The following is a 13,649-nucleotide window of genomic DNA, read 5'->3' on the forward strand; positions in this document are numbered from 1 at the left end:
AGCAGCTCCCCCTTTTTTGCTGATAGATATCCGAACACAAGCAACCCAAAATAAGAAGGATGAAACAATGAAAAAGAATCAGATCCGCAAGAGCGTGGCTGCGCTGGCCATGGCGGCTGTTGTAAGCGTCAGCCTGTTGGGCTACGGCTGCGGTAGCAAGTCTGCCTCCTCCACCGCAGGCGTGTCCGGCGAGTTCACCGGTACAGCCAAGGGTATGGGCGGCGATGTTACCGTCACTCTGACTTTGACCGACGGCAAGATCACCGGCTGCACCGCTGAGGGCAAGGACGAGACCCCCGGCATCGGCACCATGGCTCTGGAGCAGCTGCCCGGCGCGATTGCCGAGAGCGGCAGCATTGCCGTGGACGGCGTAGCCACTGCAACCATCACCTCCGACGCCATCAAGGAGGCTGCTGCTGCTGCTCTGGTCGCAGCCGGCCTGAACGCTGATGACTACAAGACCGAGGTCAAGGCCGACACGACCAAGGCCGAGGACTCTACCATTGATGCAGACATTGCCATCGTGGGTGCAGGCGGTGCAGGTATGACTGCTGCCATCACTGCTGCTGCCGAGGGCAAAAGCGTGGTCATTCTGGAAAGCCAGCCCATGGTGGGCGGCAACTCCGTGCGCGCTACCGGCGGCATGAACGCCGGCAAGACCGTGTATCAGGATGAGAACGAGTTCGGCGAGTCCGCAGGCGTGGAAAAGACCCTGAAGACCGCTGCTGAAAAGTACGCCGACAACGCTACCATCACCGCTCTGGCCAAGACCGTCTCTGAGCAGTGGGCAGCTTATCAGGCAGACCCCAAGGGCTACTTCGACTCTGTGGAGCTGATGGAGCTGGACACCATGATCGGCGGCAAGGGCATCAACGACCCCGCACTGGTGGAGACCCTGTGCTCTAACAGCGCTGACGCCATCGACTGGCTGGACGAGCACGGCATCACCCTGCACAGCGTTTCCAGCTTCGGCGGCGCATCCGTCAAGCGTATCCATCGCCCCGTGGATGCTGAGGGCAAGACCCTTTCTGTGGGCTCCTACATGATCCCCCTGCTGCAGGAAAACTGCGACAAGGCCGGCGTGCAGACCCTGCTGAACACCACCGCTACCGAGCTGCTGACCGATGCAAACGGTGCCGTTGTGGGTGTGAAGGCTACCGGTTCCACCGGCGAGACCATCACTGTGAATGCCAAGGCTGTGGTGCTGACCACCGGCGGCTTCGGCGCAAATCTGGACATGGTCACCGAGTACAAGCCCGAGCTGAAGGGCTTTATGACTACCAACGCCGCAGGCGCACAGGGTCAGGGCATTGAGATGGCTACCGCTGTGGGCGCTGACACCGTGGACATGGATCAGATCCAGATCCACCCCACCGTGGAGGCTAACACCGCCGCTCTGATCACCGAGGGTCTGCGCGGCGATGGCGCTGTGCTGATCAACGCCGAGGGCAAGCGCTTTATCGATGAAGTGGGCACCCGTGACGTGGTTTCCGCTGCCGAGATCGCTCAGACTGGCAGCTACAGCTGGCTGGTGGTGGATCAGGCTATGGTTGATGCTTCCAGCGTCATTCAGGGCTACATCAAGAAGGGCTACACCGTGACCGGCCAGACCTACGAGGAACTGGCAAAGGCTATGGGCGTGGACGAGGCTGCTTTTGCCGAGACCATGAAGACCTGGAACGGCTACGTTGAGGCCAAGAACGACCCCGACTTTGGCCGCACCAGCTTTGCAAAGGCTCTGGATACCGCTCCCTACTACGCCATCAAGGTCACCGCAGGTGTGCACCACACCATGGGCGGCCTGAAGATCAACACCAACACCGAGGTGCTGAAGGCTGACGGCTCTGTGATCCCCGGCCTGTTCGCAGCAGGTGAGGTGACCGGCGGCGTGCACGGTGCAAACCGTCTGGGCGGCAACGCTGTGGCCGACTTTACCGTCTTTGGCCGCATTGCCGGTGCAGCTGCCAGCAAGTATGCTGCATGAGCATAAAGCAAAAAAATTCTGACACCGCCGCCCCCAAGGGCAGCGCGTGGAAGAAAAATGTGATCTTTGCACTGGTGGTGCTGGCACTTGCCGCAGGCATTTTTCTTGCGGTGCGGGCGCAGCACCCCGCAAAGGGCAGCGGCTTACAGGCCGTTGTGGATTTCGGTGACGGCGTTACCGAGACTTTGCCCCTTGCGCAGGATCACGATTACCTGTACGAGGTAGGGGACTACATCGTGCACTTGCAGGTAAAGGATGGCGCCATTGCGTTTTTGGACAGTCAGTGCCCGGACCATGTCTGTGAGCAATTCGGCTGGCTGGACAAGGACGGCGCATGGGCCGCCTGTGTACCCGCAGGGGTGTATGTGGTGGTAGAGCCCACCGCAGACGCAGGGTAAAAACAAAGGAAACGGCACCCGGAGGGAAACCTCCGGGTGCTGTTTTTTGCTTGAATAAAAGCCGTTCTTTGTAAAAAAAGTCTGAAACTTTGTGGAAATGCCGTGAAACGAAAATTGGACGCTTGTTTATCGGGGCAAAATGCGATACACTACAAATAAGAGTTTCTGATGGATGCTTTTTACAAAAAAGCATCTTGTCATAAAAGAACCTAGGAGGAACGGCAAGAATGATCTGGAAAAAGTCTAAACAGCCCGCCGACCCGCAGCAGGACGCAGCGGCTGCACCGAAAAAAGGCGGCGCGGCGGCATTTGCCAAAAAGAACTGGAAGTGGCTGGTGCCGGTAGCCATCGTGGTGCTGGCCGGCGGTTGGTGGCTGCTGAAGCCCAAGAGCGCAAAGCCCGCAAACGTGGATACTTCCTATACGGAAGCAGCGCCCGAGACCCGGGATGTCTCCAACACGCTCAGCGGCACCGGCACGTTGAAGCCCGCCAATACTTACAGCGTCAAGTCGCTGGTGACCGGCAAGGTGCTGACCGGCAGCTTTGAAGAGGGCGATATCGTGGAAGAGGGCACTGTGCTGTACACGGTGGATTCCTCCGACGCTACCACCAAGGTGGAGCAGGCAGCTATCACCCTGCAGCAGGCGCAGCGCAGCTACGATAAGACCGCAGACCGCCAGTATGTCCGCGCCGAGGTGGCGGGCGTCGTCAGCAGCCTGAAGGTGAACAAGGGCGATGAGGTAAAGAGCGGTCAGGAAGTGGCTGTGGTGCGGGACAGCTCCAAGATGAATCTGGTGCTGGAATTCCCGGCTGCGGATGCTGCCAACTTCTCGGTAGGGCAGACCGCCGAGGTGACGCTGGACGGTACCTTTGAGGTGCTGCCCGGCACTATTACCTCCGTGACCGGCACCGATGCCCTGAGCACCGGCAATCTGCTTACCCGCACCGTGACCCTCTCGGTGTCCAACGCAGGCGGTCTGACCACGGCACAGGCGGCTACGGCTACTGTCAACGGGGTCAGCTGCATTGCAGCGGCAAACTTCCAGTATCAGGCCGAGCGCACCCTGACTGCGCTGTCTTCCGGCACCGTGACTGCTATCAATGTGCGGGAGGGTGGCAGCGTGAACAAGGACGACATCATCCTGACCCTCAGTGGTGAGGAACTGACTGAGTCCATCCAGTCTGCCTCCGAGACCCTGCGCGGCGCGGAGCTGTCCATGCAGAATATGCAGGACACTATGGATAACTACACCATCACCTCACCCATCAGCGGCACCATCATCGAAAAGAATGCCAAGGTGGGCGATGCCCTGAGCACTGGCAGCGACCTGTGCACCATTTACGACCTGAGTTATCTGGAAATGACTATCAACGTGGACGAGCTGCAGGTCAGCAGCCTGAAGGTGGGGCAGTCCGTACAGGTGACCGCAGACGCCGTGAAGGATAAGACCTACGAGGGCGTGGTCACCCGTGTGTCCATGAAGGGTGATACCAGCGGCGGCACTACCACCTACCCGGTGACCGTACGCATCGACGAGACCGATGGTCTGCGCCCGGGTATGAACGCCAACGCCGAGATCGTGGTGGCACAGGCCAAAAATGCGCTTACCGTGCCCAACGCCGCTATCGTGCGCGGCGGTTATGTGCTGGTGCGGCAGGACTCGCCCAGTGCCGTGAACGCCGATGACTCCATGAGCGCACCGGAGGGCTATGTGTACGTCAAGGTAAAGACCGGTGTCAGCGATGACAATTATACGCAGGTGACCAGCGGCCTGTCCGAGAGCGATACCATCGCCTACGACCCCAGCTCTGTGAGCAGCGACAGCTACTACGACTACGGCTCTGGCGGCTATGACGATATGGACGGCGAAGTGATCGGCGGCGCCGGAAACGCCGCAGACCTCACTGAGGGCGGCGAGGAGACGCTGCCGGAGGAGACGGAAAACGGTGAAGCCCCCGCAGCGGACGCTGAAGAGCCTGCAGAGGGCATCGACCCCGCCGAGGCCGGCGCGGTCGTGGTGGATTGACGCAGGAGGGATGAATGAGCGCTCTGATCGAGTTTGATGAGGTCTGCAAATATTACCAGATGGGCGATACCACGGTAAAGGCTGCCGACCACATCACCATGAAAATCGAAAAAGGCGAGTTCGTGGCCATCGTGGGCCAGTCCGGCTCGGGCAAATCCACCTGCATGAACATCATTGGCTGTCTGGATGTGCCCACCCACGGCACCTACCGGCTCAACGGCCGGGACGTGGGCAAGATGAACCGCAACGAGCTGGCCGCCATCCGTAACGAAATGCTGGGCTTTATCTTCCAGCAATACAATCTGCTGCCCAAGCTGAACCTGATGGAAAACGTGGAGGTACCGCTGGTGTATGCGGGCATCTCCCGCGCCGACCGCCACATCCGCGCCCGGGAGGTGCTGGAGCAGGTGGGGCTTGGCGACAAGCTGAAAAATCGCCCCAACCAGCTTTCCGGCGGCCAGCAGCAGCGTGTGTCCATTGCGCGGGCACTGGTGCGCAACCCGCCGGTCATTCTGGCGGACGAGCCCACCGGCGCGCTGGACTCCCATACTGGCCGCGAGGTGCTGGGGCTTTTGCAGCAGCTGCACAAGCAGGGACACACCGTAGTGCTGATTACCCACGACAACTCCATTGCCGTGCAGGCCGACCGCATCATCCGGCTGGAGGACGGTCAGGTGGTGTATGACGGCGACTCCCACGCACCGGAGGCCATGGTGCAGCCCACCCTGCTGCCCGAAACGCCGGAAAAGGAGGAACAGGCATGATCTTTGAAACCTTCCGGCAGGCCATCCAGAATGTGTGGAGCAACAAGCTGCGCACCTTTCTGACCATGCTGGGCATCATCATCGGCGTGATGGCGGTCATCGTCATTGTGGGTCTGGGCAACGGCATGACCAAGAGCATGCGGGACAGCTTTTCCGCACTGGGCACCAACACCCTCAGCATTCAGGTGTGGGGCTACGGCTCCCGTACCGTGCCGGTGGAGGAGATGTACGATATATGCCAGCGGCATTCCGACCTGATCAAGGCGGTGTCGCCCCAGATCGAGTTCAGCGGCAATGCCAGTGGTACGCTGAAGATTGGTACCACCAGCTACCGCTGGTCCAACATAAGCGGTGTGGACGAGAACTACACTGAAATGAAGAACTACCAGCTCGCGCAGGGACGCGGCCTGCAGTACATGGATATGCAGGACAACAAGCAGGTCTGCATCATTGGCGATTACCTGAACCGGGTGGCCTTTGGCGGCAACGGTGTGGGGCAGACGCTCAAGATCGGTGCCAACAAGTTCCGCATTGTGGGCGTGCTGGCGGCCAAGGTCAGTGACCCCACCATGCAGCAGGGCAGCGATGATGACTGCGTTTACCTGCCCTACACCACCGTGATGCGGCTCTCCAGCCAGAGCTCGGTCAACAACTATACGGCGGTGATGACCGACGAAAACTTTGCCAACGAGGCCAAGACCACCATGGAAGAGGAACTGATGTCGATCCTCAAGACCGAAAACGGCTACTATGTGTACAGCGCCAGCGAGTGGCTGGAGGAAATGAACAAGATGATCAACATGGTCATCGTGATACTTACCGGCATTGCCAGCATCTCGCTGCTGGTGGGCGGCATCGGCATTATGAATATCATGCTGGTGTCGGTGACCGAGCGCACCCGCGAGATCGGCATCCGCAAGGCACTGGGCGCAAAGGAGCGCACCATTCTGGCACAGTTCGTGGTGGAAGCAGCCACCACCTCTGCGCTGGGCGGCGTTTTGGGCATTGCGCTGGGCTATGCGGTGTCCATGGCAGCCAACCGGGTACTGCCCATGTTTATGACCGATACCACCGTTACGGTAAGCCCCTCCTTCAACTCCATTGTGGTGGCCTTTGGCATCTCGGTGGGCATCGGCGTGCTGTTCGGCTATCTGCCGGCGCGGCGCGCAGCCCGGCTGAACCCCATTGAAGCATTGCGCTACGATTGATCGCGGCGGCGTGATAAACAAAGAACAAGAGGTACGACCAATGAAAAAACGGATTCTCGCATTTCTGCTGGCGGTCAGCATTGCGGTGTCGGTGCTGGTGCTGCCGGTCTCGGCGGCCAGCATCAACAACACGGCTCTGCAGACGGCTATTACTCTGGGCGCTGTGCCCACCGGTCAGGAGCTTAGCGCCAACATTACCCGCGGCGCTTTTGCCAAAATGCTGGTGTCCTTTTCCACCTACCGGGAGAGCGTAGGCGCACAGGGCACGGTGGGCACCCTGTACCGGGATGTGCCCGGCAGCTCTGAATGGGCACCCTACATCCGCATTGCAGTGCAGCAGGGCTGGATGAACGGCTACACCGATGGTTCCTTCCGCCCGGACAACACCGTTACGCTGGAGGAAGCCTGTGCAGCGGTGCTGAAGATGCTGAGCTATAAGACCACCGACCTGACCGGCTCCTTCCCGCAGGCACAGCTGAACAAGGCCCAGCAGATCGGTCTGCGGGACCAGCTGACCTGCACACAGGGACAGGCCATGACCTACGAACAGTGCACCCTGCTGCTGTACAACGCTCTGCGTGCCAACACCGCCAGCGGCAGCGCCTATGGCAGCTCGCTGGGCTTTACGGTGTCCAACGGTCAGGTGGATACCTCCTCGGTGCTGCTCAAGAGCCGCAAGGGTCCCTTTGTGGCAGAGGAGGGCACCCAGCTGCCCTTTACGCCGGTGAGCGTCTACCGCAACGATAAGGTCTCTGCCTCGGCAGAACTGAACAAGTACGATGTGTACTATTACAGTGAGAGCCTGCAGACGGTGTGGGTCTACACCCGCCGCGCCGCAGGCCGCATTACGGCAGTATCGCCCAGCGCCAGCGCACCTACCGCGCTGACTGTGGCGGGCAGCACTTACAGTCTGGGCAGCTCTGCGGTGGCGTCCAAGATCTCCTCCCTGAACGGCGGCGGCGTGGGCGAAGTGGTCACCCTGCTGCTGGGCATGGACAACGAGGTAGCCGATGTGATCACCGGCGTGGAAGCCGACAGCGTGTTCTACGGCGTGGTGCAGACCGCCACCCGCAGCCTTGTAGAGGACAACGGCGCAGACGTGCTGCAAAAGATCTCGGTGATGTGCACCGACGGCATCGTCCGCACCGTGAACATCGACAAAAGCCTGAACTACCCCACCGGTTGGCTGGTGGAGATCAGCGTGACACCCGAAGGGGAGCAGGTGACCGCCATCAAGTCCAAATCGGTCAGCGGCACCATCAACGACACCGCCACCGCGCTGGGAGACTATACTCTGGCCGATGACGTACAAATCTTGGAAACGACATCGGAGGGGTTGGCTGGGACGGTTCGTTCCAGCCGAATAGCGGGGACAAAGCTGAACGCACTGGCCGTGCGCTACTATACGCTGAATGAGCAGGGGCAGATCGACCGTCTGATTTTGAACGATGTTACCGGCGATCTGTGGAAATACGGCGTGCTGGACGATGTGAAGAATCTGGCCGTCAATGCCGGTTCCATTCTGGGCACCCTGACCGGCAGCGGCTCCTCCGGCTCAGGGAATGGTTCTTCGGGAAATAGTTCTTCCGGTTCCGGCAGCGGCTCTAAGGGGGACAGTTCTTCCGGTTCCGGCTCTACCGGCGGCACCACCAACACCACCACGGTGGCGGATGATCTGCGCAGTGTGCTGGTGCCCACCACCAGCGAGATCTTGTGGGGCGTTATTGACGGCTCGCTGCTGAGCACAGTCTGGAATCGCATCACCAGCAGTTCCGGTTCGCTGCTGAGCATCGGCCTCAAGCAGCTGGCCAAAATCACCGGCCAGCCCATGAGTACCATCCTCAACTTTGTGGGCGGCGGCGCTACTTACATCTGCTACGTCAACGGCAGTCAGGCCAGCTTTTCCACCTCCGTCAAGTACCCGGTGCTGGCGGGCGGTCTGGCAGTGCGGCAGAACGTGAACGGCACGGTAAAGGCTATGATCCAGCTGATGCCCATGAAGATCGACAAGGTGGGCGCAGCCTCGGTGATGAGCAACGGCACCCGCTACGAAACGGCTGACGATATGCAGGTGTACCTGTGGTACAAGGGGCAGTATTACGCCACCAAGCTTTCGGAGGTGAACTCCGAGGGCTACTACCTGACTGGCTGGTACGATAACTTTGGCTGCGCAGCAGGCAAGCGCGTGCGAGTGATCGTGGCGGTCAAAAAGGACTGATGGACTACTATGCCCCCCGGCGCAGGGCGCTGCGGGCGGTGCGGCAGCTGCTCTACCCGCGCGAGTGCCCCTTCTGCGGCCGGGTGCTGGGAGATATACGGGATTGCCCGGACTGCGCAGAGCAGCTGGAAGTGCTGCGCCGCAAGCCCGGCATCCGGCTGGACCCGGCGCAGCACTATATCGGCAATCTGACCGGTGCGGCTGCGCCCTACCGTTACAACGGCTGTGTGCGGCGCGGCATCCTGAACGCAAAGTATCAGGGCAAGCCGTGGCGGGCAGTAGAGATGGGCAACCGTCTGGTGCAGCTGGCCTTTGGCGGGGAGCTGACCGTGCAGTACGGCGAGCTGCTCCCGCAGCCGGTGCCGTGGGCGGCCATCGGGTACGATCTGATCGTGCCGGTGCCGGCCTCCGGCAAAAAGCGCGGATATAACGTGCCGGAGCTGATGGCGCTGCCGCTGGCCAAGGCCATGGAGGTACCGCTGGCACCGCAGGCATTGGAGCGTACCCGCGCCAAACGGCATCAGGCCGGTCTGCCGCTGGAGCAGCGCATGGCCAACGTTGCAGGCGCTTTCCGGGCGGCACAGCCGCAGCAGCTGGAAGGCAAGCGCATCCTGCTGGTGGATGACGTCATCACCACCGGCACAACGGCTGCCGCCTGCGCACAGGCACTGCTGCACGCCGGGGCGGACAGCGTGTTCGCGCTGGCCTTTGCCACGGTGGAGTTTGACACACCGCCGGACGACACCACCCCCATCTGCGAGGATGACGAGGAAGAAGCATACAGCGATTTTTGAAAATAACGTTCTTTCGCGCATCCTTCCCGTAGGCAAAAGCCGGGATAATAAAATGTAAAAACCGTATCAGAAATTTGGAAAAAGCGCTTGACAAAACGGGCAAAGTCGGGTATACTAATCAAGCTGTGAGCGACAAACGCAAACAGATATCCGGGTGTAGCGCAGTTTTGGTAGCGCGCTTGAATGGGGTTCAAGAGGCCGTGAGTTCGATTCTCGCCACTCGGACCAAACAAAGATGATCCGAACTTGTTTCCGATAGGAGATGAGTTCGGATTATTTGTTTTCTACGGAAAACAGACTTGCATTTATCAAAAAATAACCGAACCTTGCGGCTGTTGATGGAATTTGCTGCAGAGTTCGGGCAGATCCTGTAAGGAGGGTCATATTATGAATACCACATTGCGGCGGGATGCGGATGAAATCATTCGTGCCAGCATTCAGGCGGTGCTGCCGGATAAGGCTGTGTGCCGTGCGCTGGAAAACTTTCAGCCCAGAGGCGGCAGAGTGCTGCTGGTGGCGGCAGGCAAGGCTGCATGGCAGATGGCGCACGCCGCCGTGCAGGCACTGGGGCACGTGGACGGCGGCGTGGTGGTGACCAAATACGGCCATGTGAAGGGCAAAATCCCCGGCATAAGCTGTTATGAGGCGGGCCATCCCGTGCCGGATGCCAACAGCTTTGCAGCCACCGAAAAAGCCTTGGCGCTGGTACAGGGGCTGACCGAAGAGGATACCGTGCTGTTTCTGCTTTCCGGCGGCGGCAGTGCCCTGTTTGAAAAGCCGCTTGTCCCCGGCGGGGAATTGCAGGATATCACCAATCAGCTCCTTGCCAGCGGAGCGGACATTGTGGAGATAAACACCATCCGCAAGCGGCTGTCCGGGGTCAAGGGCGGTCGGTTCGCACAGCACTGCGCGCCCGCAAGGGTGTTCAGCATTGTGCTCAGCGATATTCTGGGCGACCCGCTGGATATGATCGCCAGCGGCCCGGCGGTGCCGGATGGCTCCACCTGTGCGCAGGCACTTGCCATTGCGGAAAAATACCAGCTGCGCTTATCGGCACAGGCAAAGGCGTTGTTGGCGCAGGAAACGCCGAAAGCCCTTGACAACGTGACGACCCAGATCACCGGCAGTGTGCGGGAGCTGTGCGCCGCCGCTGCCGAAGCCTGCCGGGAACTGGGCTATGCACCGCTGCTCCTCACCGACCGGCTCTGCTGCGAGGCGCGGGAGGCAGGCAGCTTTCTGGGGGCCATCGCCCGCACCCATGCGGGGCAGGGGAAAAAGCTGGCCTTTATCGCAGGCGGGGAAACGGTGGTGCACCTGACCGGCAAAGGGCTGGGCGGGCGCAATCAGGAGCTTGCTCTGGCCGCTGCTCCGGCGCTGGCCGGACAAAACGCGGCAGTGTTCTCGGTGGGCAGTGACGGCACCGACGGCCCTACCGATGCCGCCGGCGGCTATGCGGACGGCGATACTGCCGCTGCGTTGGCTGCGGCGGGCTGGAACCTGTTCGACACCCTGCAAAACAACGATGCCTACCACGCCTTGCAGGCGGTGGAAGGGCTGATCATCACAGGTGCTACCGGTACCAATGTCAATGATGTTGCCGTAGTGCTGATTGGGGGAGAAGAGCGGGCAGACGCTTGAAACTCTGTCTGCCCGGCGCACCTATAACATTTGACCCCGCTTTGTCCGCAGTGTACGGGCAGGCGGGGATTTTTTTGTGGAAGTACTTGACAGGCCATTCGCAAAATGATATGATTTTGATATCACAAAGAAATGCTTCCGACCCTGATAAGGAGGGACCTGTTATGGAAGAAAAAATTTTGAATACCCGCAAAAATGGCATGGCTATGCTGTTGCTCACGTTGCTGGGCTATGTGGTGGCCATCGCCCTGTTCATTTACAGCATCACTCTGCTGAATGCAGACCGGATGCTTCTGGGCGTGCCGCTGCTGATTTTGTCCATTGCGTATTGGATCGCGGGCATTTTCCTGTTCTGCGGCCTTAAGGTGTTAAAGCCGCAGGAGGCGTTGGTGCTCACCCTGTTTGGTGATTACATCGGCACCCTGAAGGGACAGGGCTTTTACTGGGTAAACCCCTTCTGTACCGCCGTCAACCCCGCCGCCGGCACCCGCCTGAGCCAGAGCGGAGATGTGAACAGCAAGGAGAACAGCGTGGCTGCGCTGTTTGGCAATAACGGCCAGAATGCTCAGGTGACCGCCGAGTCCATGAGCAAGAAGATCTCCCTCAAGATGATGACCCTGAACAACTCCCGCCAGAAGATCAACGATTGTCTGGGTAACCCGGTGGAGATCGGCATTGCGGTCATCTGGCGCGTGACCGATACCGCCAAGGCCGTGTTCAACGTGGATAACTATAAGGAATATCTCTCCCTGCAGTGCGACAGCGCCCTGCGCAACGTAGTGCGGGTGTACCCCTATGATGTTTCTCCCAACGTAGACACCACCGGCGACGGCGTAGCCGACGAGGGCAGTCTGCGCGGCTCCTCCGAGGTAGTGGCTGCCCGCATCCGGGACGAGATCCAGAAGAACGTGGCCGAGGCCGGCATCGAGGTGGTGGAAGCCCGCATCACCTATCTGGCTTATGCACCGGAGATCGCAGCGGTCATGCTGCAGCGCCAGCAGGCCAGTGCCATCATTGATGCCCGCAAGATGATCGTGGACGGCGCTGTGGGCATGGTGGAAATGGCGCTGGATCGTCTGAACGAGAACAAGGTAGTGGAACTGGACGATGAGCGTAAGGCGGCAATGGTGTCCAATCTGCTGGTGGTGCTGTGCGGCAACCGGGATGCCCAGCCCATCGTGAACAGCGGCAGCCTGTACTGATGGCCGAGCCGAAAAAACAGGTGCCCCTGCGCCTGAACGCCAAACTCTACGATGCCCTTGCCGCTTGGGCAGAGGATGACTTCCGCTCGGTGAACGGACAGATCGAATATCTGCTTACCGAGTGCGTGCGTCAGCGCAAAAAGAACGGGAAATATGTCTCAGACCAGTTGGACGTCCCGCCGGAACTGGATCTCCATTAAGACACCCGCGGTAAACGTAAATTATGAAATAAGGCCGCTGCACAAAACCGGTGCGGCGGCCTGTTGTTTGTCAGGGAAAGGCGGTGCTTTCCGGCGGGAAAGGGAACAAATAAAGGCCAATTTGATAGATCAGTTGATCGTACAATGCTCCGGTATTTCGTCGGAAAAAGCGACCAAAGTCGCAAAAAAGTCTTGAAGATATAGAAGAAGATGGACAAATATCTGGGCGAAAACGTTTCTTTTTTGGATTTTTCCGGAAAATAACTTGCCTAAAAGTTTGCGGCGTGCTAAACTAACAGCGGGGAATTGTTTTGCGTAAGCAGACAGGGGGTGAAGCTATGAAAATACTGGTCGTGGATGACGGTCAGCTTGCGATCAATTCGCTGATCCGTATCCTGTGCCGGGTGGCACCGGACTGTGATTATATCAGTGCCATGACGACCGACGATGCCCTGACGTGGATGCGGCAGGGCCCGATGGATGCTGCCTTTTTGAACTTGGAAATGCCGGGGATGAATGGCCTTGCCCTTGCCCGCATGATCCAGAAATTGCAGCCCCGCTGCAATATCATCGTGGTCACCGAGCATCCGGAGTATGCGCTGGAAGCATTGCAGATCTTCGTCAGCGGTTTTCTGCTCAAGCCCGCCAACGAGGCCGATGTGCGCAATGTGCTGGAAAACCTGCGTTACCCGCCGGAGACTGCGCCGGTGGGCATCAAGATCCAGTGTTTCGGCAATTTCGAGATCTTTGTGGGCGGACGTCCGCTCTCCTTCAAGCGCAGTAAGAGCAAGGAGCTGCTGGCCTACCTTGTGGACCGCAACGGTGCCACCTGCACCAACGGCGAGATGCTGGCTATTTTGTGGGAAGATAAGCCCGATACCGCCTCGCTGCACAGCCATCTGCGCAATTTGATCTTTGACCTCAGCCATACGCTGGAGGATGCAGGGGTCAACGGGCTGCTGGTACGCGGCCGCAGCACGCTGGCGCTGGATACCAGCAAGGTGGATTGCGACTATTATAACTTCCTGCGGGGAGACCGCTCGGCCTTCAACTCCTACCGGGGCGAGTATATGACCCAGTATTCCTGGGCAGAGGTCACCCGTTCGGCGCTGCGCCAGCAGGCCGCAGCTACGCCCAAAAGCGGGTCTATCCCAAGCTATTACGTCCCGCCCACGGGCTTTTAAAACTGTATAAAACACCAAAGGCCGCTGCGCAA

The 13,649-nt window shown here is 59.5% G+C and carries 11 protein-coding genes and 1 tRNA gene; all 12 read left to right on the forward strand.

Going from position 1 to position 13,649, the window contains the following annotated elements; all coding sequences use genetic code 11:
* Nucleotides 1-67 precede the first annotated feature (67 nt).
* The 12 genes from WMO44_RS07370 (at nucleotide 68) to WMO44_RS07425 (ending at nucleotide 13,617) form a co-directional block, all read left to right on the forward strand.
* On the forward strand, nucleotides 68-1,984 hold the full coding sequence (locus tag WMO44_RS07370) for a flavocytochrome c (protein WP_349152194.1): 1,917 nt from the start codon (nucleotides 68-70) through the stop codon (nucleotides 1,982-1,984).
* Entirely contained in the window at nucleotides 1,981-2,382 is a 402-nt protein-coding gene (locus WMO44_RS07375; RefSeq protein ID WP_249240381.1) for a NusG domain II-containing protein, read from the forward strand. Before WMO44_RS07370 ends, WMO44_RS07375 begins: the two co-directional genes overlap by 4 nt.
* 227 nt (nucleotides 2,383-2,609) lie before the next feature.
* Nucleotides 2,610-4,409 (forward strand): HlyD family efflux transporter periplasmic adaptor subunit, encoded by a 1,800-nt coding sequence (locus WMO44_RS07380; protein ID WP_349152195.1) that lies wholly within the window; start codon nucleotides 2,610-2,612, stop codon nucleotides 4,407-4,409.
* A gap of 14 nt (nucleotides 4,410-4,423) precedes the next feature.
* Nucleotides 4,424-5,173: an ABC transporter ATP-binding protein gene (locus WMO44_RS07385; RefSeq protein WP_249254044.1), complete on the forward strand. Its 750-nt coding sequence runs from the start codon at nucleotides 4,424-4,426 to the stop codon at nucleotides 5,171-5,173.
* A complete protein-coding gene (locus WMO44_RS07390; protein ID WP_249254046.1) occupies nucleotides 5,170-6,381 on the forward strand; it encodes an ABC transporter permease in 1,212 nt (403 codons plus the stop codon). The genes WMO44_RS07385 and WMO44_RS07390 overlap by 4 nt, the downstream gene beginning before the upstream one ends.
* Before the next feature lie 40 nt (nucleotides 6,382-6,421).
* On the forward strand, nucleotides 6,422-8,599 hold the full coding sequence (locus WMO44_RS07395; RefSeq protein ID WP_349152196.1) for an S-layer homology domain-containing protein: 2,178 nt from the start codon (nucleotides 6,422-6,424) through the stop codon (nucleotides 8,597-8,599).
* Complete coding sequence (locus WMO44_RS07400; RefSeq protein ID WP_349152197.1) at nucleotides 8,599-9,393, forward strand: ComF family protein; 795 nt, start codon at nucleotides 8,599-8,601, stop codon at nucleotides 9,391-9,393. The genes WMO44_RS07395 and WMO44_RS07400 overlap by 1 nt, the downstream gene beginning before the upstream one ends.
* A gap of 150 nt (nucleotides 9,394-9,543) precedes the next feature.
* Nucleotides 9,544-9,621: transfer RNA gene (locus tag WMO44_RS07405), tRNA-Pro, on the forward strand.
* Between the two features lie 159 nt (nucleotides 9,622-9,780).
* On the forward strand, nucleotides 9,781-11,031 hold the full coding sequence (locus WMO44_RS07410) for a glycerate kinase type-2 family protein (protein WP_055185813.1): 1,251 nt from the start codon (nucleotides 9,781-9,783) through the stop codon (nucleotides 11,029-11,031).
* A 164-nt stretch (nucleotides 11,032-11,195) separates the two neighbouring features.
* On the forward strand, nucleotides 11,196-12,233 hold the full coding sequence (locus tag WMO44_RS07415; protein ID WP_055185814.1) for an SPFH domain-containing protein: 1,038 nt from the start codon (nucleotides 11,196-11,198) through the stop codon (nucleotides 12,231-12,233).
* Nucleotides 12,233-12,433 carry a type II toxin-antitoxin system antitoxin gene (locus WMO44_RS07420; RefSeq protein WP_015537787.1) on the forward strand — a complete coding sequence of 67 codons (201 nt, stop codon included), beginning with the start codon at nucleotides 12,233-12,235 and terminating at the stop codon, nucleotides 12,431-12,433. Before WMO44_RS07415 ends, WMO44_RS07420 begins: the two co-directional genes overlap by 1 nt.
* Nucleotides 12,434-12,771: 338 nt before the next feature.
* The gene (locus WMO44_RS07425; RefSeq protein ID WP_055185815.1) at nucleotides 12,772-13,617 is read left to right on the forward strand and encodes a response regulator; all 846 of its coding nucleotides are present in this window, start codon (nucleotides 12,772-12,774) and stop codon (nucleotides 13,615-13,617) included.
* Nucleotides 13,618-13,649 lie beyond the last annotated feature (32 nt).

This window comes from Faecalibacterium tardum (assembly GCF_040096515.1).
In the GTDB taxonomy this organism is placed as follows: domain Bacteria; phylum Bacillota; class Clostridia; order Oscillospirales; family Ruminococcaceae; genus Faecalibacterium; species Faecalibacterium tardum.

Bases quoted from the DNA above. Each gene is read 5' to 3' on its own strand.
- WMO44_RS07370 (WP_349152194.1), top strand. From the start codon at position 68: ATGAAAAAGAATCAGATCCGCAAGAGCGTGGCTGCGCTGGCCATGGCG.
- WMO44_RS07375 (WP_249240381.1), top strand. From the start codon at position 1,981: ATGAGCATAAAGCAAAAAAATTCTGACACCGCCGCCCCCAAGGGCAGC.
- WMO44_RS07380 (WP_349152195.1), top strand. From the start codon at position 2,610: ATGATCTGGAAAAAGTCTAAACAGCCCGCCGACCCGCAGCAGGACGCA.
- WMO44_RS07385 (WP_249254044.1), top strand. From the start codon at position 4,424: ATGAGCGCTCTGATCGAGTTTGATGAGGTCTGCAAATATTACCAGATG.
- WMO44_RS07390 (WP_249254046.1), top strand. From the start codon at position 5,170: ATGATCTTTGAAACCTTCCGGCAGGCCATCCAGAATGTGTGGAGCAAC.
- WMO44_RS07395 (WP_349152196.1), top strand. From the start codon at position 6,422: ATGAAAAAACGGATTCTCGCATTTCTGCTGGCGGTCAGCATTGCGGTG.
- WMO44_RS07400 (WP_349152197.1), top strand. From the start codon at position 8,599: ATGGACTACTATGCCCCCCGGCGCAGGGCGCTGCGGGCGGTGCGGCAG.
- WMO44_RS07410 (WP_055185813.1), top strand. From the start codon at position 9,781: ATGAATACCACATTGCGGCGGGATGCGGATGAAATCATTCGTGCCAGC.
- WMO44_RS07415 (WP_055185814.1), top strand. From the start codon at position 11,196: ATGGAAGAAAAAATTTTGAATACCCGCAAAAATGGCATGGCTATGCTG.
- WMO44_RS07420 (WP_015537787.1), top strand. From the start codon at position 12,233: ATGGCCGAGCCGAAAAAACAGGTGCCCCTGCGCCTGAACGCCAAACTC.
- WMO44_RS07425 (WP_055185815.1), top strand. From the start codon at position 12,772: ATGAAAATACTGGTCGTGGATGACGGTCAGCTTGCGATCAATTCGCTG.